Origin of the sequence: Paraburkholderia sabiae, from assembly GCF_030412785.1 — a bacterium.
Classification (GTDB): Bacteria; Pseudomonadota; Gammaproteobacteria; order Burkholderiales; family Burkholderiaceae; genus Paraburkholderia; species Paraburkholderia sabiae.
The window spans coordinates 5,738,589-5,763,206 of the sequence record NZ_CP125295.1; the positions used below are offsets into that span (position 1 = coordinate 5,738,589).

General features: G+C 62.2%; 23 protein-coding genes. 6 read left to right on the forward strand and 17 right to left on the reverse strand.

The window, feature by feature from the left end; genetic code table 11:
• Positions 1–89: 89 nt before the first annotated feature.
• Positions 90–992: an NAD-dependent epimerase/dehydratase family protein gene (locus tag QEN71_RS25760; RefSeq protein WP_201650985.1), complete on the reverse strand. Its 903-nt coding sequence runs from the start codon at positions 990–992 to the stop codon at positions 90–92.
• Between the two features lie 354 nt (positions 993–1,346).
• On the opposite strand from QEN71_RS25760, the gene QEN71_RS25765 reads away from it, so the two are divergent.
• Positions 1,347–2,195 carry a symmetrical bis(5'-nucleosyl)-tetraphosphatase gene (locus QEN71_RS25765; protein ID WP_201650984.1) on the forward strand — a complete coding sequence of 283 codons (849 nt, stop codon included), beginning with the start codon at positions 1,347–1,349 and terminating at the stop codon, positions 2,193–2,195.
• 16 nt (positions 2,196–2,211) lie between these two features.
• Here QEN71_RS25765 and QEN71_RS25770 read toward each other — a convergent pair whose 3' ends face one another.
• From QEN71_RS25770 to QEN71_RS25805, 8 genes are all read right to left on the reverse strand, one after another.
• A complete protein-coding gene (locus tag QEN71_RS25770) occupies positions 2,212–3,042 on the reverse strand; it encodes a lysophospholipid acyltransferase family protein (protein ID WP_233471816.1) in 831 nt (276 codons plus the stop codon).
• Between the two features lie 50 nt (positions 3,043–3,092).
• Positions 3,093–4,370, reverse strand: a complete 1,278-nt coding sequence (locus QEN71_RS25775) for a dihydroorotase (RefSeq protein WP_201650983.1) — start codon at positions 4,368–4,370, stop codon at positions 3,093–3,095.
• A gap of 54 nt (positions 4,371–4,424) precedes the next feature.
• Complete coding sequence (locus QEN71_RS25780; protein ID WP_201650982.1) at positions 4,425–5,465, reverse strand: aspartate carbamoyltransferase catalytic subunit; 1,041 nt, start codon at positions 5,463–5,465, stop codon at positions 4,425–4,427.
• A 68-nt stretch (positions 5,466–5,533) separates the two neighbouring features.
• On the reverse strand, positions 5,534–6,046 hold the full coding sequence (gene pyrR, locus QEN71_RS25785; RefSeq protein WP_201650981.1) for a bifunctional pyr operon transcriptional regulator/uracil phosphoribosyltransferase PyrR: 513 nt from the start codon (positions 6,044–6,046) through the stop codon (positions 5,534–5,536).
• The gene (gene ruvX / locus QEN71_RS25790) at positions 6,033–6,488 is read right to left on the reverse strand and encodes a Holliday junction resolvase RuvX (protein ID WP_201650980.1); all 456 of its coding nucleotides are present in this window, start codon (positions 6,486–6,488) and stop codon (positions 6,033–6,035) included. The genes pyrR and ruvX overlap by 14 nt, the downstream gene beginning before the upstream one ends.
• Complete coding sequence (locus tag QEN71_RS25795; RefSeq protein WP_147234566.1) at positions 6,485–7,060, reverse strand: YqgE/AlgH family protein; 576 nt, start codon at positions 7,058–7,060, stop codon at positions 6,485–6,487. The genes ruvX and QEN71_RS25795 overlap by 4 nt, the downstream gene beginning before the upstream one ends.
• A 269-nt stretch (positions 7,061–7,329) precedes the next feature.
• Positions 7,330–8,739, reverse strand: a complete 1,410-nt coding sequence (locus tag QEN71_RS25800; protein ID WP_201650979.1) for a hypothetical protein — start codon at positions 8,737–8,739, stop codon at positions 7,330–7,332.
• Between the two features lie 396 nt (positions 8,740–9,135).
• Positions 9,136–9,306, reverse strand: coding sequence for a rubredoxin (locus tag QEN71_RS25805; RefSeq protein WP_004186709.1), 171 nt, complete (start codon positions 9,304–9,306; stop codon positions 9,136–9,138).
• 263 nt (positions 9,307–9,569) lie between these two features.
• Here QEN71_RS25805 and QEN71_RS25810 point away from each other — a divergent pair, with 263 nt between their 5' ends.
• Entirely contained in the window at positions 9,570–10,430 is an 861-nt protein-coding gene (locus QEN71_RS25810) for a hydroxymethylpyrimidine/phosphomethylpyrimidine kinase (RefSeq protein WP_201650978.1), read from the forward strand.
• 426 nt (positions 10,431–10,856) lie between these two features.
• On the forward strand, positions 10,857–11,459 hold the full coding sequence (cysC, locus tag QEN71_RS25815) for an adenylyl-sulfate kinase (RefSeq protein ID WP_201651040.1): 603 nt from the start codon (positions 10,857–10,859) through the stop codon (positions 11,457–11,459).
• Between the two features lie 137 nt (positions 11,460–11,596).
• On the opposite strand, the gene groL is transcribed toward cysC, so the two are convergent.
• Both groL and QEN71_RS25825 read right to left on the reverse strand, forming a co-directional pair.
• Positions 11,597–13,237, reverse strand: a complete 1,641-nt coding sequence (groL, locus tag QEN71_RS25820; RefSeq protein WP_201650977.1) for a chaperonin GroEL — start codon at positions 13,235–13,237, stop codon at positions 11,597–11,599.
• Positions 13,238–13,280: 43 nt separating this feature from the next.
• Entirely contained in the window at positions 13,281–13,571 is a 291-nt protein-coding gene (locus tag QEN71_RS25825) for a co-chaperone GroES (RefSeq protein ID WP_028372031.1), read from the reverse strand.
• A 528-nt stretch (positions 13,572–14,099) separates the two neighbouring features.
• On the opposite strand from QEN71_RS25825, the gene QEN71_RS25830 reads away from it, so the two are divergent.
• Together QEN71_RS25830 and QEN71_RS25835 are read left to right on the forward strand one after the other, a co-directional pair.
• Complete coding sequence (locus QEN71_RS25830; protein WP_201650976.1) at positions 14,100–14,924, forward strand: GAF domain-containing protein; 825 nt, start codon at positions 14,100–14,102, stop codon at positions 14,922–14,924.
• A gap of 171 nt (positions 14,925–15,095) precedes the next feature.
• The gene (locus tag QEN71_RS25835; protein WP_201650975.1) at positions 15,096–15,305 is read left to right on the forward strand and encodes a hypothetical protein; all 210 of its coding nucleotides are present in this window, start codon (positions 15,096–15,098) and stop codon (positions 15,303–15,305) included.
• A gap of 76 nt (positions 15,306–15,381) precedes the next feature.
• On the opposite strand, the gene QEN71_RS25840 is transcribed toward QEN71_RS25835, so the two are convergent.
• Positions 15,382–16,302 (reverse strand): zinc ribbon domain-containing protein, encoded by a 921-nt coding sequence (locus tag QEN71_RS25840; protein WP_201650974.1) that lies wholly within the window; start codon positions 16,300–16,302, stop codon positions 15,382–15,384.
• 458 nt (positions 16,303–16,760) lie between these two features.
• Positions 16,761–18,158, reverse strand: coding sequence for an MFS transporter (locus QEN71_RS25845; RefSeq protein WP_201650973.1), 1,398 nt, complete (start codon positions 18,156–18,158; stop codon positions 16,761–16,763).
• A 113-nt stretch (positions 18,159–18,271) separates the two neighbouring features.
• Here QEN71_RS25845 and QEN71_RS25850 point away from each other — a divergent pair, with 113 nt between their 5' ends.
• The gene (locus QEN71_RS25850; RefSeq protein ID WP_201650972.1) at positions 18,272–19,405 is read left to right on the forward strand and encodes an RNA-guided endonuclease InsQ/TnpB family protein; all 1,134 of its coding nucleotides are present in this window, start codon (positions 18,272–18,274) and stop codon (positions 19,403–19,405) included.
• 86 nt (positions 19,406–19,491) lie between these two features.
• On the opposite strand, the gene QEN71_RS25855 is transcribed toward QEN71_RS25850, so the two are convergent.
• From QEN71_RS25855 to xylF, 4 genes are all read right to left on the reverse strand, one after another.
• Positions 19,492–20,229, reverse strand: coding sequence for a methyl-accepting chemotaxis protein (locus QEN71_RS25855; RefSeq protein ID WP_201650971.1), 738 nt, complete (start codon positions 20,227–20,229; stop codon positions 19,492–19,494).
• Positions 20,230–20,695: 466 nt separating this feature from the next.
• Positions 20,696–21,892, reverse strand: coding sequence for a sugar ABC transporter permease (locus QEN71_RS25860; protein ID WP_201650970.1), 1,197 nt, complete (start codon positions 21,890–21,892; stop codon positions 20,696–20,698).
• On the reverse strand, positions 21,889–23,472 hold the full coding sequence (gene xylG, locus QEN71_RS25865; protein ID WP_201650969.1) for a D-xylose ABC transporter ATP-binding protein: 1,584 nt from the start codon (positions 23,470–23,472) through the stop codon (positions 21,889–21,891). Before xylG ends, QEN71_RS25860 begins: the two co-directional genes overlap by 4 nt.
• Before the next feature lie 99 nt (positions 23,473–23,571).
• Positions 23,572–24,600 carry a D-xylose ABC transporter substrate-binding protein gene (gene xylF / locus QEN71_RS25870; RefSeq protein ID WP_201650968.1) on the reverse strand — a complete coding sequence of 343 codons (1,029 nt, stop codon included), beginning with the start codon at positions 24,598–24,600 and terminating at the stop codon, positions 23,572–23,574.
• Between the last annotated feature and the right edge of the window lie 18 nt (positions 24,601–24,618).

Consider the following 24,618-nt stretch of genomic DNA (forward strand, 5'->3'; position numbering starts at 1 on the left):
CACACGAGCGCACGTGGGTACGTAACCGGCCATTATAAAGGTGTCGAAGAGAAACACCAGCGCACTAACAAACTGATGCAGTTTGCAAATCAGGCCAAGGCAAGCATCCAGTCGATGGTGTCTTCGAGCCCGATAGCGGGCATGTCGGGCACAACGCGATTCAGCCGTTCGGCCGATCCAACCAGCACTTTGACTTCATTTTCGCGAACGAAGGCGGGATTTACGCGAATTTCGAGATCATGGCCGGACGCCTCGCGGACGAGGTCGATGATATCGGTCAGCGTGCGCGGGCTGCCGCTGCAGACATTGAGCGTCTCTCCCGCGACAGGCGATTCCAGTAATGCGCGATAAGCGCGAGAAACCATCCGCACGTCAGAAAAATCGCGCGCGACATTGATATTTCCCAATTCGATAAACGGCCGTCGGCGGACGAAATGGGAAACGATTTTCGGAACCAGGAAACGCTCGGATTGCCCGCGCCCCGTGTAATTGAACGGCCGCGTGACAACGATCGGCAGCCGGTCGAACCATGTCCGCGCCAGATGCTCCATCGCCAGCTTGCTCGCCGCGTAGTGATTGACGGGCGCAGCAGGCGTGTCCTCGTCGACGACACCTTCCGCGTTCCCGTAGATGTTCGCGCTGCTCGCAATCAGGATCTTGCGCGGCTCGTGTCCGACGTCGACACACGCCTGCAGCAAATTCGTCGTCCCAATCACGTTGACGTTGTACATTTCCAACGGATCGTCGTGCGCGACGAAGCTGATGGCGGCCAGATGCACGATGAACGCCGGCTTCAGTTCGCCGATCAGGCGGCGGCAGTCCGACAGCGACGTGATATCGAGCGTCCGTTCACCGGCCTGCGGCTCGCCTGCCGTCGTACCGATGACCTCGTAGCCCGCGTCGGCGAGTTCCTCGCGCACGTAGGCACCAGTGAAACCGCTCGCTCCCGTGATGAGAACGCGATGGACGACTGGTGTAGACGGATGCCGCAAATCATTTCCTCCCTGATCTGGATGTGCCCGGATGCGAAGCGCGCCTATCATATCGGACGAATGAATCGATCGCTTTTATGCACAAAGGGCGCGGGAGGTTAGTCTGGCCGCTAGAAAATCCTCCAAAAATCGGAAAAAAATCAAAATAATTCCGTGCTTGCGTACGGGCGGCGGCGATACGGCGCAGCCGTCGGAGAGACCGGGTTTCGTCGCCGGACGCCACGGGGCACGCGCGCTATCATGTCGCGTTGCGCAATGCAGCCTGGCTGCCCGTGTGTTGAATTCCATGCCGGATGAATCGCGACCCTGCGAACGATGCGCGACCACGCCCCTTCGGACCACCATTTCTTGCCGATGACAGCTTCCACCGCTCCCGCCCCCCTCGCGTTCGGCGATCTTCAAGGTTGCCGCACCCAGTTCCAGCAGCTGCTCGCGAAGGCCGCGCCGCCCGCTGACACACCGTTGTGGTTCGCTGGCGATCTGATCAACCGCGGCGCAGAGTCGCTCGCGACGCTGCGCGACATCATCAGCATGGGCGAGCGCGCGGTTCCCGTGCTGGGCAATCACGACCTGCATCTGCTCGCGGTCCACGCGGGCATCCGCAAATGCAAAAAGGGCGACACGATCGAGGACATCCTGGCCGCGCCGGACGCGGACGATCTGGTCGACTGGGTGCGTCATCGCCCGCTCGCGCATTTCGAAAACGACATGCTTCTGGTGCATGCTGGCGTGTTGCCCCAGTGGGATGCGACGCTGACGATGGAACTCGCCGATGGACTGCATCGCGCGCTCATCGCGCCGGACTGGAAGGAGACGCTCGCCGGTCTCTATGGGAACAAGCCCGACCGCTGGACGAAGAACCTGAAAGGGATCGACCGGTTGCGCGTGACCTGCACGGCGCTCACCCGCATGCGCTTTTGCAGCGCGGACGGCACGATGGACTTTTCGACGAGCGGCGGACTGGACACCGCGCCCAAAGGCTGCATGCCCTGGTTCGACGTGCCGTCGCGGAAGACGGAAGACATCACCGTTGTCTTCGGACACTGGGCGGCGCTCGGCCTGACGATGCGCGACAACCTGATCGGACTTGACTCCGGCTGCGTCTGGGGCGAGCAGCTGTCGGCCGTACGGCTGGCGAAAAAAGCTTCCGAGCGCACCGTCGTACAGGTCGAATGCGAGGGATGCCGCGCGGTCGTCGACTGACTGACGTGCTTCAGCCTTAATCGGCTGGTCGGGGCATGTCCGGCGTCATATCGCCGATAAGGCCTTCACTCTTGGGCTCCTCGACGGTTTCTATCGCGCTGCGCGGCGCGTGCCGATTCTGCAGTTCGGCAAGCGCCGCACCAACAGAAGCCTCCGCCTCAGCCGCCAGCAAACGCCGGTCGGCACCCGGCGCAATCGGCGCGCCGACATACACATGCGCCGTCAGCGGCCCGCCGCGCAACAACGCATCGAGCGACTGGCCTAGCGTCAGGTCACCGATATAGGCAGGCGCCGTCGACTGCCGCCCCTGCGCATCCTCGTACATCATGCACACCGGTTGAACCGGCCGCGATGCGGACACGGCCGCCTGAAACATGTTCGCGTGAAACGGCAGCAGTTGAACGCCATCCGACGTCGTGCCTTCCGGGAACACGCACATCCGCTCGCCAGCGTTCAGCCGCTCGGCAAGGTCATGCATGATGCGCTTCGCGTCGCTGCGCTTCTCGCGCTGGATGAACACCGTGCCGAGCTGTTCGGCGCACCAGCCGACCACCGGCCACTTGCGGATCTCGGCTTTCGACAGAAACGGCGTCGGACGCCAGGCGTTGATCACGTAAATGTCGATCCACGAAATGTGGTTCGCGACAACAAGCACGCCTTCGTCGAGCCGCGCGCCGTCGTTGTGCACGACGAGGCGCATGCCGCACAGCTGCAGCATGCGCAGCGACCAGGCGCGGTTCAGTTCCAGATGCTGTTGCGCGCTCGCGCGCGGAAAACGCGTCCAGAGCTGCCACATGCCGTACACCAGATGCACGACCAATCGAACCTTGCGAAACGCGAGCTTCATGTTGCGAGTCTTCCGCTTATCTTTCCAATCTCTGCCGATGCGCGATGCGCTCAGCGCTGCTCGAACGCGATCTGCCCCGACACGACTGTCGCGCGCACGCGCGCCGGCAGTTCGTAGCCGAGGAACGGCGTGTTGTGCCCCTGGCTCTTCAACGCGCGCGGTTCGATGCGCCAGTGGCCGTTGCGGTCGAAGACGCACAGGTCGGCCGTAGCGCCCGCTTCGACGCGGCCTGCCGGCAACTTCAACACGTTAGCAGGCGCGGCCGTGATGCGGTTCAGCGCTTTCGCGAGCGGGACGTTCGCCTCGTCGGCCCATTTCACCGTGAGCGACAGCAGCAGCTCCAGCCCCGTCGCCCCGGGCGTCGCTTCGGCGAATGGCAGCAGCTTCTCGTCGTCGTCGACGGGCGTGTGGTCCGAGCAGATCGCATCGATCGTACCGTCCAGCAGCCCCGCGCGAATCGCCTCGCGATCGCGCTGCGAACGCAGCGGCGGATCGAGCCGGAACTGCGCATCGAAGTAGCCGATGTCGATGTCGATCAGATGCACGTGGTTGATCGTCACGTCGCACGAAACGGGCAGGCCTTCCGCCTTCGCGGCGCGCATCAGTTCGACGCCCGCCGCCGACGACACATGCGACAGATGCACGCGCGCACCCGTCACGCGCACGAGTTCGAAGATCGTATGCAGCGCGATCGTTTCCGCCGAAACGGGCACGCCCGACAGACCCAGCCGCGATGCAAGCGGACCGCTCGCCGCGACGCCGCCCTTTGCGAGATACGCATCCTGCGGACGCAGCCACACGGTATAGCCGTATGTGTTCGCGTATTGCAGTGCGCGCAGCAACACCTGTGTATCGACGATCGGCGTATCGGCTTGTGAAAAACCGATGCAGCCCGACTCCGTCAACGCGACCATTTCGGTAATGACCTGCCCCTTGAGGCCAACGGTCAGCGCGCCGAGCGGATACACATGCGCGCGGTTCAGATTGCGCGCACGGAATTTGAGCATTTCGATGAGACCCGGCTCGTCGAGCACGGGGTCGGTGTCGGGCGGGCACACGAGACTCGTCACGCCGCCCGCGAGCGCCGCCGCCATTTCCGATTCGAGCGTCGCCTTGTGCTCGTAGCCGGGTTCGCGCAACCGCGCAGACAGATCGACGAAGCCCGGCGCCACGAACAGGCCCTGCGCGTCGATGGTTCGTTCCGCGTTGAACTCGGCGGGCGCGTTGCCGAGCGCGACGATTTTTCCGTCCGCGATGAAAACATCCTGCTGCTGTTCGGTGCCGGCTGCCGGATTGATCAGCGTACCGCCTGCGATATGAATCTTCATGCGCTGCCTTTTTGCCTGCTCTATCTAAGACGGATTCTGTGACGGATACGCGGGTCAGTCGTTATTGCCCGCGACGATGCCCATCACCGCCATACGCACCGCGATGCCGAACGTCACCTGATTGAGAATCACCGATTGCGGACCGTCCGCGACTTGCGAATCGATCTCGACGCCGCGGTTCATCGGCCCCGGATGCATCACGATCGCGTCGGGCTTCGCGAGAGCGAGGCGCTCCGGCGTCAATCCCCAGCTCTTGAAGTATTCCTGCGCTGACGGCAGCAACGCACCGCTCATCCGCTCGTTCTGAAGACGCAGCATGATGATCACGTCGACGTCCTTCAGCCCTTCGTCGAGGTTGTGGAACACGCGCACGCCCATTTGCTCGAGGCCGCCCGGCAGCAGCGTGCGCGGACCGATCGCGCGCACTTCCGGCACGCCGAGCGTGGTGAGCGCGTGAATGTCGGAGCGCGCGACGCGCGAATGCAGAATGTCGCCGACAATCGCCACACGCAGATTCGTGAAATCGCGCTTGTAATGGCGGATCGTGTACATGTCGAGCAGACCCTGCGTCGGATGCGCATGACGGCCGTCGCCGGCATTGATCACATGGACGTGCGGCGCGCAGTGCTCGGCGATCAGATACGGCGCGCCGCTCGACGCGTGGCGCACGACGAACATGTCGGCATGCATCGCCGACAGATTATTGATCGTGTCGAGCAGCGACTCGCCCTTGCTCGTCGACGACGCGTTGATGTTCAGGTTGATCACGTCCGCCGACAGCCGCTTTGCCGCGATTTCGAACGTGGTGCGCGTGCGCGTCGAGTTCTCGAAAAACAGGTTGAACACCGATTTGCCGCGCAGCAGCGGCACCTTCTTCACTTCGCGGTCCGTCACGCTGACGAACTGTTCGGCCGTATCGAGAATATGCGTGACGATCGCGCGCGGCAGGCCTTCGATGGTCAGCAGATGCTTCAGCTCGCCGTTCTTCGTGAGCTGCGGATTGCCCTTCAGGAAACCGTAGCGAAAACGGTCCGCTGAAGCAGCACCGTCGTTCGGTTGGCTGGAACCTTGGGAAACCGGGTTGGGCGTATTCATGGTGTTCCTGAATCAGACTGGGGACTACGTGTGTTGCCCGTATTGCTTTCGATGCCGACGCGCCGCGCTCAATCCGCGCGCGGCTCGGTGTGAAACGCGAAGCGCTCGCCGTCGCGCGACAGCACGAGCGTCGCATCGGCCGGCACGTCGATCGTGCCACCGACGAAGCGCGCCGCCACCGGCAACTCGCGCCCGCCGCGATCGGCCAGCACTGCGAGTTCGACCGATGCGGGACGCCCGTAGTCATAGAGTTCGTTCAGTGCGGCGCGCACGGTGCGGCCCGTGTACAGCACGTCGTCGACGAGCACGATGCGGCGGCCTTCGACTGCGAACGGCAATGACGTGGGACTGGCCTGCGTGTGCAAGCCTTTCTTCGCGTAGTCGTCGCGATGCAGCGCGACGTTAACGACGCCGAACGTCGACACGTTCAGGTCTTTCGCGAGACGCTCGGCGAGCCACGCGCCGCCGCTGTAGATGCCGGCGAGCACCGCGCCATCGGCGCCACCCAGCGCGTCGCCGTATGCGTCGCGAATCTGTTCGAGCACGGCGCGATAAAGCGCTTCGGCGTCAATGGAACTCATGATCGTCGCTTGGTCCATCCAGACTTAGTCCGTCCAGATATTGCTGAAGAATGATGCTCGCGGCTTCGGCGTCGAGCATGCCCGCCTGCCGCGATCCGCTGCGGATGCCCGCCTCTGCTTCCACCGACGTATAACGTTCGTCGACCCACGAGACGGGCAGATTGAAGCGTCCGTTCAGCTGGTTGCCGAAGCGTTTGGCGAGTTGGGTTCTTTCGTGCGGGGTGCCGTCGGGATGCATGGGCAGACCGACAACGAGCATGTCGGGCTTCCATTCGTCGATCAGCTTGCCGACGGCTTCGAAGCGATATTCGCGATTGCGGTTCTGCAGAACGACGAGCGGCCGAGCGCTGCGAGTGAGCGAATTGCCGACGGCGACGCCGATACGTTTTTCGCCGTAGTCGAACGCAAGCAGCGTCGCTTCACGTCCGGCCGCACCGCTCATGCGTGACCTGCTTCGCCCGAAAGCATCGAAGACGAGATGCCGAGCAGCGCGAGCGCCGCTTCGAAGCGGTCTTCGGCGGGAACGTCGAAAACGATCTTCGGGTCGGCCTGGACCGTAAGCCAGCCGTTCTTCGAAATCTCGTCCTCAAGCTGACCCGCGCCCCAACCGGCGTGGCCGAGCGTCAGCAGAAAACGCTCCGGGCCCTTGCCGCTCGCGACGGCTTCGAGCACGTCTTTCGACGTGGTCATTTCGAGGCCGCCGGGCACCTGCATCGACGACGTATACGAGCTTTCCGATGCGTCGTGCAGCACGAAGCCGCGCTCGGTTTGCACCGGGCCGCCAAAGTACACGGGGACATGCAGCAGCGGTTCGATCTCGAGCTTGAGATCGATGCGATTGAAGAGCGCCTGAAGGTCGATATCCGTCGGCCGGTTGATGACGAGGCCGAGTGCGCCGCGCTCGCTGTGATCGCAAAGGTAGACCACCGTTCCTGAAAACGTAGGGTCCGCCATGTTCGGCATGGCGATCAGGAACTGGTTGGTCAGATTGATGCGATCGTTACTCTTGGGCATAGGTCGAAGTTTAGCAAAGACGATGCGCGACTGCGGGGCCGGCGCCGTGCGCCAGAATCGTGCAACGGGCGGCTGGCCAGCCGTGCTGGCAGGCAGTTTGCAATGGCGCCGCACGGAAAATCGCAGTCCATGAAACTGCACTCTATCACGCGCCTCTACCTTGCCGGGAACGACTCGCGTGCGCTATCGCGCGGCGGATGGCATAGGACGAACGACTGTCCGCATCCTGTGGATGCAGCGCCTGTTTTCGACCGGTCTTGCTAGTTATCTTATGCGCCGCCCTGCTCGATCGCTCGCGTCAGCGCAGCCAGCACGTTCGCCGCCGACTGCGGCGCGACGCCCGCGGCGACCTTGTGCAGCATCGCGCGCAATGCTTCCGCCGCGGCTTCGAGCGAACGTGCGTCGGGCGCATCGACGACGACATGCGCGCGCACGGCCGGCGTCGATACGCCCGCATGCGCACGGCGTCGCCACGCGAGACCCAGCGCGTCGGCCAGCAGCGCCACGTGGCCGAGGCCGAGCGCCGACGCCGCCGCGCCCAGACGGTAAGCCGCGTCGCCGGCCTGCAACGCGGCGCTGGGGTCCGCCTTCTGCGGATTGTCGGCGGCACGCGCGTGATCCGTCAGCGCGGAAATCGCGGCATCGGCGGTTTGCAAAAAGTCTTCGTACGCGTTCGCGTTGACGGTCAGCACGCCGAGTTCGCGCGACATGCCGACGTGCGCCGCGAGCGTCTCGGCCTGATGCGCGCCAGCTTCCCACAGTGCTTCCGATGCCTGCGTGCCCGCGATATGCCAGTCGACCGTCAAGCCGTAGTCACGCAGCAGTTCGACGTTCTCGGTGTCTTCGGCGGCCGCGCCGAACAGCGCGTAGTCGCGCCAGAGCAGCGCGAGCGTCGCGCGAACCAGCGAGCGCGGCGCGAGCGGTATGCCGCGCTGCTCGTCGGCGAGCGCCATGTTGCAACGGGCATAGAAACGCCGCGTGTCGATGTCTTCTACCGTGTGGCCGTTCGCGCGCATCGCTCGCGTGCACGCCAGCGCCAACCGCCAGAAGTCATAGGGATCGGGACCGGCCAGTTCGACGAGACAGGCGTCGAGATCGTCGAGCGCGGCATTCACGACGCCCGCCACCGCGCTCGTGCTTACATGCCCTTTCGAGCGCAGCACGGGCAGCAGCGCCCGCTCGTAGCGCGCACGCAGCTGCGCGAGCCGCGCCGCCGATTGCGAACGCAGCGAAACAGGGGGAATGGGCCGCCCGGTCAGCGCGACGTCTTCGAAAGTCACGCTGTAACCCGGCGTGTGCTGGGCGATATGCGTGCTGAGCGCGCGATAGTGCTCGAAAAGCGCCGCCGAGCAACCGAGTTCACGCAGATTGCGCCGCTCAAGCGCCGTACGGAACGCGCGCAGCGCCGCGCCGAAGGTGGCGCGCGCGGCGGCCTCGTCGGCCAGGCCGCTTGCGGCCATCGGCGAAACGAGAAGCAGCGCGTCGGTGAAACGTTGAGCGGCAATCCAGCCCGCCTCGCGCAGCGCGCGGCCCGCGACGAGCAATTGCGCATTCATGTCGCGACGCTGCTCGAACGCGTCGAGCGCGTCGGCAATGGCCTGCTCCGCCGTGCGGACGGTGCCGCCGCGGCGATTGGGTAGAGCGTCGAGCGTATCGGGCGATGCGGATCGAAGAGTCATGAGCAGGCTGCATGAACGCCGGCACTGTCAGGCGGCATCGATACTGCGCCACCGGAACTGCCGGTATGGCGAAAGTAATGCAATTGCCGGGCCACCGACTGCATGGCTCCGAAGCAGCGCCGCCGGCTCAGACTGCCGCGCAGACGAAACTCGCCCGACGGCAACATGGCTGAGAGCGGCCGCTCACGGCGACATCGGCGCGACAAACGCGCCACGCTTACGAAACGGCACCTGCTGGACTAAAACGCGATCAACCGCAAGGAAAGCTCAGTGACGAGTTATCTTGCGACATCGCGTGCGCGCGGATGTTCCATCCCGCGCGAAATCGATTCATTCCGGATCGGTCAACCTTGCATGGCAGGCAAAAAACGCCCCGCCACCGTCACGGCGGATCGATCAGATCTGCACCATCTCGAAGTCTTCCTTGCGCGCGCCGCACTCGGGACAGGTCCAATTGATGGGAACATCTTCCCAGCGCGTGCCCGGCGCGATTCCTTCCTCTGGCAGACCGGCTTCTTCGTCATAGATCCAGCCGCAGATCAGGCACATCCAGCTCTTATATTCCATTCTTGAGTCGCGTCGAAAAGTCCGTGGAAACGGGAGCCATGATGGTACCGTGTTGCCGCCCCCATGCCTAGCGGATGCGGGGTCCGAGCGATCCGACGCGACATTTTGCGACGTTATGTGTGACGCGGCACGCCGACAGATGCGAAAAAATGCCCTGGGAACGTATAAGGCCGCATAATTGAGCTGTCCGTGCGGGCCGCACGGGCGCGCGTGCGCTCTCTCCGGCCTGCCAGTGTTCCGCTCAACGACCCCACCACAATTTCATGGCCAGCGACACCCCTCCGATCGTTCTCACCTTCGGCCTGTCCGACCCGACAGGCGGCGGCGGGCTGCAAGCCGACCTGATGACGCTTGCCAGCATGGGCTGCCACGGCGTTTCCGTGCTGACGGGCTACACGGTGCGCGATTCGGCGAGTTGCGACGAAGTGACCGGGCTCGACCCGGAAGTCGTCGCGACGCAAGCGCGGATGCTGCTGGAAGACATGCCGATCGCCGCCTTCAAGGTCGGCGCAGCGACGCGCGCGGAAGTGGTCAGCGCGATTGCAGAAGTGGTCGCCGATTACGACGATATCCCGTTGATTCTCGCGCCTGATTTCACGCTCGACGACGAACACGTGCTCGCCGCCGACGAACTGCGCGAAGCAATGGCCGATCTGCTCGCCCCTCAAACCACCTTGCTGGTCGCAGATACAGCGGCTCTGCTCGCGCTGGCGCAACCGGACGGCGACGCCGAAGCACCGACACTCGATGCCGCGATCTCACATTTGCTGTCGCAAGGTTGCGAATACATCCTGTCGACGGAAACGGGCACGCATCGGCTCGTCAATACGCTGTTCAGCGAAGATGGCCAGCTGAGGCAGGACATGTGGGATCGCACGCAGCAGCGGATCATGGGCGTCACCGATACGCTCGGCGCCGCGATCGCCGCGCTGCTGGCGAATGGCCAGGAACCGGCCGAGGCCGTGCGCGAAGCGCAGGAGTATCTGTTTCAGGCGACCCAGGCGGCCTTCCGGCCGGGCATGGGCGCTTATCTTCCCGATCGTTTCTTCTGGGCACGGAGCAGCGATGATGAAGTGCCGCTCGCAGGCGGGACGGATGCGTCGCCGGGTGAGGCGCGCCATTGAGTTGTCGCGGCTGGGCCAGCTCCCGATGGAACGATGAGAATGGCTCCAGTCAAGTGTCAATTCGCAAGCCATGCATTACAGCGGTAATTATCTGTTACAGCAGGGCGACCGCTTAGATAGTACAATTACGAACTGTAATATTCCCCGCCCTGCTGTCCGGTTGACACCTCGTTTGACGCCTGCGGCGTGCGTATGACCAACGCGACGCGCGCCACAATTTAGGCCAAGCCAGCCAACGGCAGACCGCCGGTTTCTACGGCGGAGAACGAACGGAAAACCGAATTGGAAGAACTTCGCCCCAGCGCTGCCGCTGCCGCTGCGGCTGCCGCCGCCGTTCCCGAGCCGCGCGCACGCTGCAACCAGAGCAGCGCACCGAACAGTCGCGTGGCACGTGAAGAGCCCGAAGGCCGCGCGCCCGTCGAGCGCATTCAGCCTAATGTCCAACGCTTCAACGGCACGATCACGGGCCGCGACCGCGCTGTGCTGCTCGGCCACAAGCCCGTCACCGTCTGGCTCACCGGCTTATCCGGAGCGGGCAAATCGACCATCGCGTTTCATCTGGAGCGCGAACTGATGTCGATGGGACACGCGTGCTATGTGCTCGATGGCGACAACATCCGTCATGGCCTGACGAGCGACCTTGGCTTTTCAAAGGAAGACCGCCGGGAAAACATCCGCCGGGTCGCCCACGTCGCACGACTGATGAACGACGCCGGCCTGATCGTCATCGCCGCCCTGATTTCGCCGATGCGCGAAGACCGGGACATGGCGCGCGCCATCGTCGGAAACGGCAATTTTGTCGAGACTTATGTGTCCGCTTCAGCAAACGATTGCGCGAGGCGTGACCCCAAAGGGCTCTATGCGAAGGCGCAAACCGGTGTGATCAAGTCGTTCACGGGCGTGTCAGCGCCGTATGAAGCGCCAACGAATCCCGAACTGCTCGTCGATACGGCGGCGCTGACGGAAGAGTCAAGCGTATCGTGCGTGCTCGATCATTTGCGCGAGCGCTTCCTCGTGCTGCAACGCTGAGGTCGCCAGGCGCGAACTTCATACCCGAGTGAAACCGGAGCACCAAAAGAAAAACCCGCATCGCTGCGGGTTTTTCTTTTGGCAAGAGAAGCACGCCTCTCAGCGCGCCTCCCACATGCATTCCAGTTGCCCGGAAATTACATGTCCATGCCCATGCCGCCCATGCCGCCGGGCATGCCGCCAGGCATCGGTGCATCTTCCTTCGGCAGTTCGCAGACAGCGGCGTCCGTCGTCAGCAGCAGACCAGCAACCGAAGCTGCGTTCTGCAGTGCCGTACGCGTCACCTTCGTCGGGTCGACGACACCGGCTTCCACCAGGTCACCGTACTCGCCCGTCGCTGCGTTGTAGCCGTAGTTGCCCGTGCCGCCGGCAACTGCTGCCACCACGACGCTGGCTTCTTCGCCGCCGTTCGTGACGATCTGGCGCAGCGGCTCTTCCATTGCGCGCAGAACGATCTTGATACCTGCGTCCTGGTCAGCGTTGTCGCCCTTCACGCCAGCGATCGCGCTGCGTGCGCGGATCAGCGCGACGCCGCCGCCAGCCACGATGCCTTCTTCCACAGCTGCGCGCGTTGCGTGCAGTGCGTCTTCGACACGTGCCTTCTTTTCCTTCATTTCGACTTCGGTCGCAGCACCGACCTTGATCACTGCAACGCCGCCAGCCAGCTTGGCCACGCGCTCTTGCAGCTTTTCACGGTCGTAGTCCGACGTCGCTTCTTCGATCTGCGTGCGCACTTGCTTGACGCGCGCTTCGATGCTTGCTGCTTCGCCAGCGCCGTCGATGATCGTCGTGTTTTCCTTGCCCACTTCGATACGCTTCGCTTGACCCAGCTCTTGCAGCGTCGCCTTTTCCAGCGTCAGGCCGGTTTCTTCGGCGATGACCTGGCCACCCGTCAGGATAGCGATGTCTTCGAGCATTGCCTTGCGGCGGTCGCCGAAGCCCGGAGCCTTGACAGCAACCGTCTTCAGGATGCCGCGGATGTTGTTGACGACCAGCGTAGCCAGCGCTTCGCCTTCGACGTCTTCAGCGATGATCAGCAGCGGACGGCCAGCCTTTGCGACTTGTTCCAGAACCGGCAGCAGATCACGGATGTTCGACACCTTCTTGTCGTGCAGCAGCACGAACGGGTTGTCCAGAACGGCGACTTGCTTGTCCGGGTTGTTGATGAAGTACGGCGACAGGTAGCCGCGGTCGAATTGCATACCTTCGACGACGTCCAGCTCGTCTTGCAGCGACTTGCCGTCTTCGACGGTGATGACGCCTTCCTTGCCGACCTTGTCCATGGCTTCAGCGATGCGATCGCCGATCGACGTGTCGCTGTTCGCCGAGATCGCGCCAACCTGTGCGATTTCCTTGTTGGTCGTGCAGGGCTTGCTGATCTTGCGCAGCTCTTCGATTGCTGCTGCAACGGCACGGTCGATACCGCGCTTCAGGTCCATCGGGTTCATGCCCGATGCGACGTACTTCATGCCTTCGCGAACGATCGACTGGGCCAGAACCGTTGCCGTCGTCGTGCCGTCGCCGGCGTTGTCGCTGGTCTTGGAAGCGACTTCCTTGACCATTTGCGCGCCCATGTTCTGGAGCTTGTCCTTCAGCTCGATTTCCTTCGCGACCGAGACACCGTCCTTGGTGACCGTCGGGCCGCCGAACGAGCGCTCGAGGACGACGTTGCGGCCCTTCGGACCCAGCGTGACCTTCACTGCATTGGCGAGAATGTTCACGCCTTCAACCATCTTGGCACGGGCGGAATCGCCGAACACGACGTCTTTAGCTGCCATCTTCTAACTCCTTGAATTCTTGAGAATGAACCGGGACAAGTGCTTACTTGTTGACAACGGCCATGATGTCTTCTTCGCGCATCACCAGCAGTTCGTTGCCGTCGACCTTGACGGTCTGACCAGCGTACTTGCCGAACAGGACGCGGTCGCCGACCTTCACGTCGAGCGCAATGGGAGCGCCCTTGTCGTCACGCTTGCCCGGGCCGATAGCCAGCACTTCGCCTTGATCCGGCTTTTCTGCGGCTGCGTCGGGGATCACGATGCCCGATGCGGTCTTGGTTTCCTGATCCAGACGCTTGACGATCACGCGATCATGCAAAGGACGAAGGTTCATGGATAGATCCTCTCTTGATTGGGACTGAAGAACGCTGAGGTATACCGGCTGGCGAGCCAACCGGCGATGTTGTTAGCACTCTCGTGCGGTGAGTGCTAATTATATGGACGGGGAATTACAAATTCAAGAAGAGAGGGGCACGAACCGCTGCGCGGACGTGAAAAATCGGGGGAAAGGCAGTCCGCTCGGCCGCTCACCCTTACGAATCAAGGATTTAGCCGGGCAGGCAAGGAATCGAACATATCATGACGGCGCTGTCCCACGGCGCTTCCCGATACCCTTCCCGTATCCAGGGAATTCCCGAACTCACGCGTTCGAGCACCGCGACGGACGAAAAACCGGGCGTCGGACTACGGCGGCTTTTTCGCGTATCCGATACTGTGCGATGACGAACACGCACATCGAATCGCAGCGGATAGCATCGATCTCGAGTCACTGAGAACCGCAATCAAATGGAGGAGCGCGAAGGCGCTTTCCATGTTTCGGCTTTCGCCCGTGGCGCTCCGATTGGAACCCTGGAGAAGAGCGATGCATCGAGCAGAAAAGGGGAAAATCGGCGTTTGCGCCAGCGACATCGAGTACACGCGCAGCCCGGAAGAACTGCTTTCCGAACTGTCTTCGATGGTTGCGAAAGTACTCAACGCGAGCCGTTGCACGATTCATCTGCTCAGCGAACGACAGGTCGCTGAAATCGGGCCCCGTCAGCGGGCTGAATTCGGCGGCCCCGCCATTTCCCGCTATGACATGGTAAGCATGCGCCGGTGCGAAACGCGCGACCTCTACACCATGGGTTCCGAAGGCGTCGGCGCGCTCGTCGTGGCAAGTCCAAGGGAGGCAGACCCGGAGGTCCACGTCAGGAGCAGCATGTCCTCGGCGTTGGTGCTGCAAGGAAAGACGATGGGTATCGTCCATGCGCATCACCCGCTGGAAAAGCCGTACTTCGAAAAGGAAGATCTCAGGCTGCTCGACAATCTCGCCCCTCTGATTGTCAAGGCGATTCACGCGAACCAGATCCAGCACCTGATGAAATCACGCTTCACGCAGGCGGCGCTCACGCGCTCTTCGGAACGGACCGTCAAAGAGATCATTGCAGGGTCAGCCCAGAACACGAATCAGATTGCCAGAATCCTCGCGAAGTCGTTTTATCGTGAGATGACCAATGCCGGGTTCAACTTCAATCAGATCATTCACGCAGCGTCGGAGATCATTTCCGAACTGAGTAATAGCGTGCGCAAACATAAGAATTCACGTCACCACCGCGCTGAGATCAATAGCACGCACGACAGCGGAGTACTTCCCTACGCGATCGACGAATCGTTTCCCCGCGACTACGAAGTGTCGAGCGAGCTGTAGAGATAGCGGCAGCGTATCTCGCCCTTCGTCATCCCTCTCTTCAATGTCATCACACGCTTCGTTGCGTTCTGTGCGAAGGCGTACAGCCCGACGGCCATCGCGCAAATAGACTGCCCACAACATCGTCGGATCGCGACGATATGTCTACCATGCCGATTCCGGATTTGCGCCATGACCAACGCCATCCATGCCGTCCGCCAGTTTCAATCTTTCCCGGACTACGTGAAAGAAGAACAGTGCAAATCTCGTCCGAACCCGCGTATCGAGAAAGCTGTTCTGATGCCGATCGAGCCATCGAGCCATGTGGTCATTTCACAGGAAGCAAGCCGGCGCCTGTCCGCGGAGCAGCAACGCAAACAGCAGTGGGATTGGGATATCTGACCGGCGTGTTTCTCCGTTCCGTGTGTCTCCGCTTGCAAGAACACTGGGAGAAGGAAGGCCACTCGCGTCGAACGCATCACCCGTTTCCGGGTGTCGCGTTGTCCGCCGGTATGCCAGGCGGCAGCGGCGGCGAGAGTGTCGGGAGTGTCGGTATGGGCGGCACGCTCTTCGCGACTGGCCGTGGCGGATCGCGCCTCGCAGGCTTGGGTGCAGCGGCTGTTGCACGGGTTGAAAGCGGCCGCCAGCCCGTCGACACGATCGCGCGCTCCAGCAGAATCTGCGCATCCTTGCTGCTCGAATCGATGGCCAACGCCTGATTCGCCTGTTTAACCACGCAACTCCACAGTCCGTCGTTCGCGCAGGTCGCTGCCACTCGCAACGCCACGTCGCGCTCGCTCTCGCGTTCCGCGATATCGCCTTGCAGACGCAACGCTTCGTCATTTCGAGGAGCAACCAACAGGACTTCTGAAATTGCCGCCTTTGCCGCCGTCAGATTCTTTTGGGCGAGACTTGCATGCGCGTCGTTCAGTGCAGCAGGAACGCCCTTACCGTACTGCGCAGACACAGGGACCGCGCTCGCGGCAAGGGGCGTGCTGGTGCCAGGCGCGTTTGCGCCAGCGTTCGAAGGCTGAGCGTTTGCGCCAGGCGGCACGCTGGACGACGACAAGACGTCCGCGCGCTTCATCGCTGTTGCAGTCGGCTCAATGACGTTGGCGTTGCGGTGAAGCGCATTGAGGCGCAGATAGGCGGCACCGCCCAGTGCAAGCATCAGCGCCATCGCGATCGCACTGCCCGTTACCACTCGCGGCAACGGCCATTGAAAGAAGCGTTTCCCCGGAGCGGCCGGCACGGCGGCGAAGCTCGACCAGATGATTTCGGGCGAAGGCGATTCGTCTGCGTCGTTGGCAGCAACGGCCGGATGCGGGGCTTGCTTCGCGACCGCCCGTAACGGGGCCTCGGCACGCTTGCGCTGATCGCTGCCGATCGGCTGGTTCACGCCGCAATACGGACAGAACGCTACGTGGTGGTATAAAACACCACCGCAACGGGTACACGGTGTCGGGAACCGTTGGACGGATCTCATTTCAGCAGACATGCCAGAACCCCAAGCTGTTGGGTGTAATGCCATCCACATGCTCAGGATCGAAGTTGATGCAAACGATCGAGTTGGCGGAACTCGCGATCCAAACCCGCTGGCAAGCGGTTCGCCCAGTCCTTTCGTCGTGGGCCGCAGTGAGTGCAATATAGGATTTTTCGCACGCCACCCGTATACACGTGTGTTGCCTGTCGCACACATGTATCGCGATTGCGCCGGAAAAACGACGATGCCGGGCATCGGCGTGACACATCACGGTGTGCTGGACAGCACGATCTGCAACTTTCCTTCAGCCCCTCAAAAAAATCGCCAGCACGCAAGGTACTGGCGATGATCGACAATCGCACGACCGAAAGACATCAAGCCCCGCTGTCGACCCTCACGCCCGCACGGATCGGCTCGACGATGACAGCGCTTTCCTTCGGCAGCGCCCATTCGAGCCACCGCGCGCGATGCAGCACCACCAGGCCGAACGCGAGCGCCGACAGCACGCCGAACGTCGCGAAGCCCATCTGATAGCTGCCCGTGCCTTCCTTCGCGATGCCCATGATCACAGGCAGATAGAAGCCGCCGATACCCCCCGCCGCGCCGACGATGCCCGACATCAGACCCGTCTTGCCCTTCCAGCGTTGCGGCACGAGCTGGAACGTTGCGCCGTTGCCCAGACCGAAGCACACATACATCGCAATCAGCAACGCGATACCCGCCGACACCGGCGGCATCCACGCGGCGAACAGGAAGTCGCACAGCGAGATCGCCGCGAGCAGAATCACCAGCGCGCGCACGCCCGAAATACGATCCGCGACCAGCCCGCCCACAGGCCGCACCAGCGCACCGATACACGCCAGCAGCGACATGAAGAGACCCGCTTCGAGACGCGGCATCTGATACAGCGAAATCAGCAGCGTCGTCACATACGACGACATGCCGACAAAGCCGCCGAACGTGATGCTATAGACGAGCATCACGACCCACGTATCGCCCTCGACGAGCACGCTGCGATAGTGCTTCGGCAGCACGGCAATCGCGAGCAGCGCACCGAGCACGGGCAGCAGCAGCACGCCCGTCTTGCCCGCGCCGAACACGCCAGCATGCACGGCGACGACGAGCGCGACGAGACCCACGAGCGTTACGATGAAGCTGCGCAGCGCCTGCGCGCCGCTGCCCGTCTTTTGTCCGAGATCCTTCGCCCAGAAGAACAGCCCGACGGCGGCGAGACCCAGCAACGGCAGCGCGGCGCCCGCCGCTTTCGCCCAGCCGAAATGATCGGCGAGCGCCGGAAACATGAAGCCGTCCAGCACCGCGCCGATGTTGCCGGCAGCCGCGAGCCCGAGCACGAGACCCTGCACTTTCGGCGGATAGTTGCTACCTGCCATCGGCAGCGCAACGGCGAAGCTCGCGCCGCCGACACCGAGGAAAACGCCGAGAATCAGCAGCAGCGTGTACGACGGCGTGCCGGGCATCAGCAGCAGCACGATCGACGGAATCGCCGACAGCGCGACGCCCATCAACGCCACGCGCCGTCCGTCGCAAGCCTGATAGAGATTGCCGAGCGTCACGCGCAAAATCGCCGCACCGAGCACGGGCACCGCGACGAGAAAGCCCAGTTCCGCGGGCGACATCGCGATGCTCTTGTTGATGAACGGCGCGAGCGGCCCGAACATGACCCAGACCGTGAAGCCGGTATCGAAGTAGAGGAAGCACGCGAGCAGCGGGCGCCAGTTACCGCTCGCAAGCGAATTCAACAGGTTTTTCATCAGTTTCTCCGAAGGACTTCAGCGTTTTGGCGCGGGGACAAAGGAGACGGTTCTGATGTTGCACCCGTACTCCAGCTAGTGACCTCACACGGATCGATGGTATTGTGTGAGCTATGAACGTTAAGCGTGCTTACCGATTCCGGTTCTACCCCACACCCGAGCAGGAAGCGACTCTTGCACGGACGTTCGGATGCGCACGCTTCATCTATAACCACATGCTCCGAGAACGGATGGAGGCGTGGACCGAGCGGCAAGAGCGCATGGGCTACCACGAAACCTCCGCCGCGTTGACAAAGCTAAAAAAGTCTGAGGAGCACAGCTGGCTAAAAGAGGTAAGCGCAGTTCCGGTGCAGCAGGCGCTCCGACATTTGCAGACAGCGTTCGCTAATTTTTTCGCGGCGCGCGCGAAGCACCCGACTTTCAGGCGAAAGGATGGTCCGCAGTCAGCCGAATACACCGCCAGCGCTTTCAGGTGGGACGGCACGACGCTCAAATTGGCAAAGATGGACGAGCCGCTAGCGATTCGCTGGTCTCGCACAATCCCTAAGGGCGCAAAGGTAACGACGGTTACCGTGTCTCGAGACACTGCGGCCCGATACCACATTTCAATCCTATGCGACGACGTGGTAACCAAGCGTCCGCTCGCTGAAGGAAAGATCGGAGTCGATCTAGGACTTGCCCATTTCGCCGTCCTTTCTACAGGCGAAAAGATTGCCGCGCCGAATGCGTTTCGCAAGTACGAGGCGAAACTCGCAAAATTGTCGCGTCGTCTGGCTAAGAAGCAAAAGGACTCGGCCAATCGGAGGAAAGCGAGGCTGAAGGTCGCACGCATGCATGCCAAGGTGGCAAACTCACGTTGTGATTTCCTGCATAAACTTTCAACCCGGCTGATAAACGAAAACCAAGTGATCGCCATCGAAAGTCTGTCTGTCAAGAACATGCTGAAGAACCGTTTTCTGTCGAAGTCCATCAGCGATGCAGGCTGGCACGAGTTCACACGGCAACTGGAGTACAAAGCGAAGTGGTATGGGCGAACACTGATCGATATCGAACGCTGGTATCCGTCTAGCAAGCGGTGCAGTGAGTGCGGCCATACCCGCGTCAGGATGCCGCTGAATATCCGCGAATGGACGTGCCTAGAGTGCAGGGCAGTCCACGATCGCGACGTCAACGCCGCGCGTAATGTTTTGGCCGCCGGGCTGGCGGTGTCAGCCCATGGAGAAAGCGTAAGTCCCATATCTCTTTGAGATGATGTTGGGTTGCGTTCTATGAAGTGGGAACCCCTTTCTTTCAGCCAGGGGATGTCAAGGGTCTCTCTCATTGAGTAAAGGTGTTACTGCGTGACGCGAGGACTAGCGGACAGCTGCACTACGCGACGCGGCCGCTTCCGCGATAAATCCTTCCCAGAAGAAGGCGCATCCGCGTCGCGATCAACGACGCTATAAATCAGCGCGTCCATCTCCTTGATGATGTCGGCGAGCACTTGCGTGATGACGGCGAACTCACGGCCGAAAGAACCTGCACGCGCCGCAGAAATGCGCGCATTCAGCGCGACGATGTTCGCCTGCATCGAAATGCCCGACAGCTGTTCCGCAATCGCGGCCTGACGGCGCTGCGTCGCCGCTTCGATGCCTCGCATTTCGTGCTGGTACGCGAGCGTGATCTCCTGCAACAGTTCGAGCAGCGGTGTTGCCTGTGCGACGAGCGCATCGACGTGCGTGCTGGCTGCGTCGTCACGCGCCTCGACACGGGCAACCGTTTCGTCCGTCATCGCGACGAAGCGCTGCACGCGCTCGTCTGCCTTGCGCGTGCCGAAATAGAGCTGTTGCAATGCTTCGGAAAACACGCCGGGCAGATGATCGTCGCCGTGCACGAGCACGCGATGCGTCGACGCGAACGTCACGAGACATTCGCGCACGACGGCAAGCGCCGCTGCATCGCCGTGCGATGCGAGCACCACATGCAGCACGATGCGTTGCGACAGCATCCGCTGACGGCCGGACAGATTGATCAGTTCGCCGATCGTCTGGCCGGAGACTTCGATGCGTTGCGTGGTGATCTGCTCGTTCATAGCGCTGGATCGCGTCGGTGCGCGGGTTTCGGTTGCGCAAAAAAAAGCGTCCCGAAACGCTCGCGCGTCGCCCGATCTCATGGATCGAACGCTCGTCGCGCGTTGCGTTTCGGGACGCCGTTGCCCCATCGGTGCGCCCGCATCGCGAGCGCGCCTGAAAAATTGTCGATACGTCGAAGCCGCCGTTGGCTTCGCAGCGGATTAACGCAATAGGTATGCCATCGGCCTGTTTTGCGCCGCTGGATGCGTGTCGAAAGCGCGTTGATCGCGCGCGTGAAAACCGCGCAATCGCTTGATGGACAGGACTCGCGCGGCTCTACTATTTTTTTGACGCGCTACGTTCCAGCTACGTGATCAACCAACAAAAAGCGCCCTTTTCAGGGCGCTTGAGACCTACTCCGCGCGCCTCAACGAAGCGCGCGGATGCTGTGACGTGGTGCAGCGCACCACGTCCGTGCGCTCTTCGCTAGCGCCGCTCGGACCCCGAGATCACGTCGATCCACACAGCCAGCACGAGAATGCCGCCCTTCACGATCATCTGCCAGTACGAGTCGACGTCGAGCATCGACATGCCGTTGTCGAGGCTCGCCATCACGAGCGCGCCGATCAGCGCGCCGTAGACGGTGCCCGAGCCGCCGCGCATCGACGTGCCGCCGATAAAGCACGCCGCGATCGCATCGAGTTCGCCCATCGATCCCGCCGACGGCGAACCGGCCGCCAGCCGCGCCGTGTTGATCAGACCACCGAACGCGCACATCAGCCCCATCAGCGCGAAGATCGCGAGCTTCACGCGGTTCGTGTTGACACCCGACAGACGCGTCGCTTCGAGATTCGAGCCGACTGCATAGATGCGTCGTCCGAACACGGTCTGCGTCGCGATGTACGTGAAGATGCCGAGCAGCGCGAGCAGCAGCAACACGGGCACGGGAATGCCGCCGTAACGGTTGAGCGTCGCGACGAACGCGAGCAGGATCAGCCCGGACGCGACGATCTTCACCGCGTCTTGCCACATCGGCACGACGCTCAGGTTGTAGTGCTGACGCTTCTGACGTTGCCGCACGGTCAGCGCCGCGAGCAATACGAACAGCACGACGGCGAGCGTGTCGCCCGCGATGCGCGGCAAGTAGCCCTGGCCGATAAAAACGAGGTTGTCGGACACGGGTGCGATCGTCGAACCGCCTGTGATGCCGAGCAGCACGCCGCGATACGCGAGCATGCCGCCCAGCCCGACGATGAACGACGGCACACGCAGATACGTCGACCACCAGCCGTTGAAAAGACCGACGATCACGCCGAGCAGCATCACCACAGGCAGCGTCGCAGCGAGCGGCCAGTGAAACGTCACATCGAGTATCGCCGCAACGCCGCCGAGCAAACCGAGCAGCGAACCGACGGACAGATCGATCTCGCCCGAGATGATGACGAACACCATCCCGCACGCGAGCATGCCCGTAATCGACATCTGCCGCAGCAGGTTCGACAGATTGCGCGGCGTGACGAAGGCGCCTTCCGTGAGGAACGAAAAGAACACCCAGATGACGGCGACGGCCAGCAGCAACGCGAGCAGCTTGTAGCGTGCGAACAGCAGCTTGATGCGTTGCCCGGATGCTAGCGAGGTGCCGTGCTTGCCTTGGCTATCGGAAGAAGTGAGATCAGGAGTCATGCGACGCTCGCCAGTTGAGTGGGGCCTTTCGTGTCCGTGCCGTGAATGCCGGTTGCAGCGTTCGCCGTGATGGCAGCCGTGAGGATGTGTTCCTGCGTGAGCCCATCGTTGACGAAATCGCCGCGCAATTCGCCTTCGCCGATCACGAGCACGCGATCGCTCACACCGAGCACTTCCGGCAACTCCGACGACACCATGATGATCGACACGCCGCGCTTCGCGAGCGCGAACATCAGCTTGTAGATTTCGTACTTCGCGCCGACATCGACGCCGCGCGTCGGCTCGTCGAGTATCAGCACGGACGGATCGGTGAGCAGCATGCGCGTGAGCACCGCCTTCTGCTGGTTGCCGCCCGACAGACTCGCGATCGACAGCATCGGCGACGCTGCGCGCACCGACAGGCGCTTCATCTCCGAGTTGATCGTGTCGAGTTCGGAAGCCGTGTCGATGCGCCCGCCTTTCGCGAAGCGTTGCAGCACCGCGAGCGTGATGTTGTGACCCACGCCGAGTTGCGGCACGATGCCGTGACGCTTGCGATCTTCGGGCACCATCGCAATGCCCGCTGAAATTGCATCGGCGGGTGCGCGGATTTTCAGGCGCCTGCCGTCCATCCACACTTCGGCTTCGCTCATGCCCGGATACGCGCCGAAGATCGCCTGCATCAGTTCCGTACGGCCCGCGCCGACCAGACCCGCAACGCCGAGTATCTCGCCCTTGCGCAACACGAACGACACGTTGTCGACGCGCTTGCGGTTCGTGTTCGTCACGTCGTAGCACGTCACGTTGCGTGCTTCGAACACGACGTCGCCGATGTCATGCTGCTCACGCGGAAAGAGATTCGCGATCTCGCGGCCGACCATCATCGCGATGATGCGATCGGTGGTGAGCTGCTTCATCGGCTGCGTGCCGACATGCTTTCCGTCGCGTATCACGGTGATCGTGTCGCACACGGCTTCCACTTCATCGAGTTTGTGCGAGATGTACACGCACGCGACGCCGCGCTTCTTCAGATCGCGCACGATATCGAGCAGGATTTTCGTTTCCGCTGCCGTCAGCGACGAGGAAGGCTCGTCGAGTATCAGCAGCCTGGCCTGCTTGTTCAGCGCCTTCGCAATTTCGATCAGTTGCTGATGCCCGCCGCCATAGTTCATCACCGGCTGCGCGACGTTGATGCCCGTGATGTTCAATTCGCGCAGCAGTTCGTCGGCGCGCTGATACATCGCCGCATAATTCATGCGGCCGCCGGGCAACGTGATTTCATTGCCGAGAAAAATGTTCTCAGCCACCGACAGCTGCGGCACCAGCATCAGTTCCTGGTGAATGATGACGATACCCGCGCGTTCGGTATCGCGGATGTTCTGTGCGACGAGCGGCTTGCCGTCCCACATGATTTCGCCCGACCAGTCGCCGTGCGGATAGACGCCGGAGACGATCTTCATCAGCGTCGATTTGCCTGCGCCGTTTTCGCCGCACAGTCCGACGCATTCGCCGGGCGCGACGACGAGATCGATACCGTCGAGCGCCTTCACCCCGGCAAACGATTTGGCGATGCCGCGCAACTCCAGAAGCGCTTGTGCCATGCGTAGTGTCCTGCGAGGTGTCCTGGATGGATGAAAGATGCGCGGGCGCTTGCCGTCCTGACGTCTGCCATCAAGACGACAAAGCGCCCGCGCCCGCTATCAGTTGCCAGCCAGTTGCGACTGCGTGTAGAAGCCGTCCTTGATCACGACATCGACATTGCTTTTCGTGAGCAGCGTCGGTTGCAGCAGCACGGTATCGACCTGCTTCTTGCCGTTGTCGTATTTCGCGTTGAACGCGGGCTTGTCGCCCTTCGCGAGATCGACGGCGAGCTTGGCCGCTTCGCCTGCGATCAGCTTCAGCGGCTTGTAGACGGTCATCGTCTGCGTGCCCGCGATCACGCGTTTGACGGCGGCAAGGTCCGCGTCCTGGCCGGACACGGGCACCTTGCCCGCCATCTTCTGTGCGGCTAGCGCCTGGATCGCGCCGCCTGCCGTGCCGTCGTTCGACGCGACGATCGCATCGATCTTGTTGTTGTTCGCCGTCAGCGCATCTTCCGTGATGCGCAGCGCCGTTGCCGCGCTCCACTCAGGCACCCACTGCTGGCCGACGATCTTCACGTCGCCGCGATCGATCGCGGGCTTGAGCACCTTCATCTGCCCTTCGCGCAGCATCTTTGCGTTGTTGTCCGTCGGTGCGCCGCCCAGCAGGAAGTAGTTGCCCTTCGGTTGCGCATTGAAGACGCCTTGTGCCTGCAGTTCGCCCACCTTCTCGTTGTCGAACGAGATATACGCGTCGACATCGGCATCGAGAATCAGCCGGTCATACGACACGACCTTGATGCCCGCCTTGTGCGCTTCGGCGACGACGTTGCCGAGCGTCTTCGAATTGAACGGCACGATCACGATCACATCGACCCCGCGCGAAATCAGATTCTCGATCTGCGAGATCTGACGGGCTTCGCTGGCATCGGCGGATTGCACGGACACTTTCGCACCGAGCTTCGTCGCTGCGGCAACGAAATAGTCGCGATCGCGCGACCAGCGCTCGACGCGCAGATCGTCGATGCAGAAGCCGATTTCCGGCTTGTCCTTGCTCGCATGCGCGAGCGGCGCAACCATCGTCAGGCCGGCGGCCATCGCGGCGCAAACGAGGGAACTCAATACGGAACGACGCATTGCAGATTTCATGTCTCACTCCATTTAGGG

What these genes read in the sequence shown, in the direction of transcription:
- QEN71_RS25765 (WP_201650984.1), top strand. Translation starts at nt 1,347, where the DNA reads ATGACAGCTTCCACCGCTCCCGCCCCCCTCGCGTTCGGCGATCTTCAA.
- QEN71_RS25770 (WP_233471816.1), bottom strand. Translation starts at nt 3,042, where the DNA reads ATGAAGCTCGCGTTTCGCAAGGTTCGATTGGTCGTGCATCTGGTGTAC.
- QEN71_RS25775 (WP_201650983.1), bottom strand. Translation starts at nt 4,370, where the DNA reads ATGAAGATTCATATCGCAGGCGGTACGCTGATCAATCCGGCAGCCGGC.
- QEN71_RS25780 (WP_201650982.1), bottom strand. Translation starts at nt 5,465, where the DNA reads ATGAATACGCCCAACCCGGTTTCCCAAGGTTCCAGCCAACCGAACGAC.
- pyrR (WP_201650981.1), bottom strand. Translation starts at nt 6,046, where the DNA reads ATGAGTTCCATTGACGCCGAAGCGCTTTATCGCGCCGTGCTCGAACAG.
- ruvX (WP_201650980.1), bottom strand. Translation starts at nt 6,488, where the DNA reads ATGAGCGGTGCGGCCGGACGTGAAGCGACGCTGCTTGCGTTCGACTAC.
- QEN71_RS25795 (WP_147234566.1), bottom strand. Translation starts at nt 7,060, where the DNA reads ATGCCCAAGAGTAACGATCGCATCAATCTGACCAACCAGTTCCTGATC.
- QEN71_RS25800 (WP_201650979.1), bottom strand. Translation starts at nt 8,739, where the DNA reads ATGACTCTTCGATCCGCATCGCCCGATACGCTCGACGCTCTACCCAAT.
- QEN71_RS25805 (WP_004186709.1), bottom strand. Translation starts at nt 9,306, where the DNA reads ATGGAATATAAGAGCTGGATGTGCCTGATCTGCGGCTGGATCTATGAC.
- QEN71_RS25810 (WP_201650978.1), top strand. Translation starts at nt 9,570, where the DNA reads ATGGCCAGCGACACCCCTCCGATCGTTCTCACCTTCGGCCTGTCCGAC.
- groL (WP_201650977.1), bottom strand. Translation starts at nt 13,237, where the DNA reads ATGGCAGCTAAAGACGTCGTGTTCGGCGATTCCGCCCGTGCCAAGATG.
- QEN71_RS25825 (WP_028372031.1), bottom strand. Translation starts at nt 13,571, where the DNA reads ATGAACCTTCGTCCTTTGCATGATCGCGTGATCGTCAAGCGTCTGGAT.
- QEN71_RS25830 (WP_201650976.1), top strand. Translation starts at nt 14,100, where the DNA reads ATGCATCGAGCAGAAAAGGGGAAAATCGGCGTTTGCGCCAGCGACATC.
- QEN71_RS25835 (WP_201650975.1), top strand. Translation starts at nt 15,096, where the DNA reads ATGACCAACGCCATCCATGCCGTCCGCCAGTTTCAATCTTTCCCGGAC.
- QEN71_RS25845 (WP_201650973.1), bottom strand. Translation starts at nt 18,158, where the DNA reads ATGAAAAACCTGTTGAATTCGCTTGCGAGCGGTAACTGGCGCCCGCTG.
- QEN71_RS25850 (WP_201650972.1), top strand. Translation starts at nt 18,272, where the DNA reads ATGAACGTTAAGCGTGCTTACCGATTCCGGTTCTACCCCACACCCGAG.
- QEN71_RS25855 (WP_201650971.1), bottom strand. Translation starts at nt 20,229, where the DNA reads ATGAACGAGCAGATCACCACGCAACGCATCGAAGTCTCCGGCCAGACG.
- QEN71_RS25860 (WP_201650970.1), bottom strand. Translation starts at nt 21,892, where the DNA reads ATGACTCCTGATCTCACTTCTTCCGATAGCCAAGGCAAGCACGGCACC.
- xylG (WP_201650969.1), bottom strand. Translation starts at nt 23,472, where the DNA reads ATGGCACAAGCGCTTCTGGAGTTGCGCGGCATCGCCAAATCGTTTGCC.
- xylF (WP_201650968.1), bottom strand. Translation starts at nt 24,600, where the DNA reads ATGAAATCTGCAATGCGTCGTTCCGTATTGAGTTCCCTCGTTTGCGCC.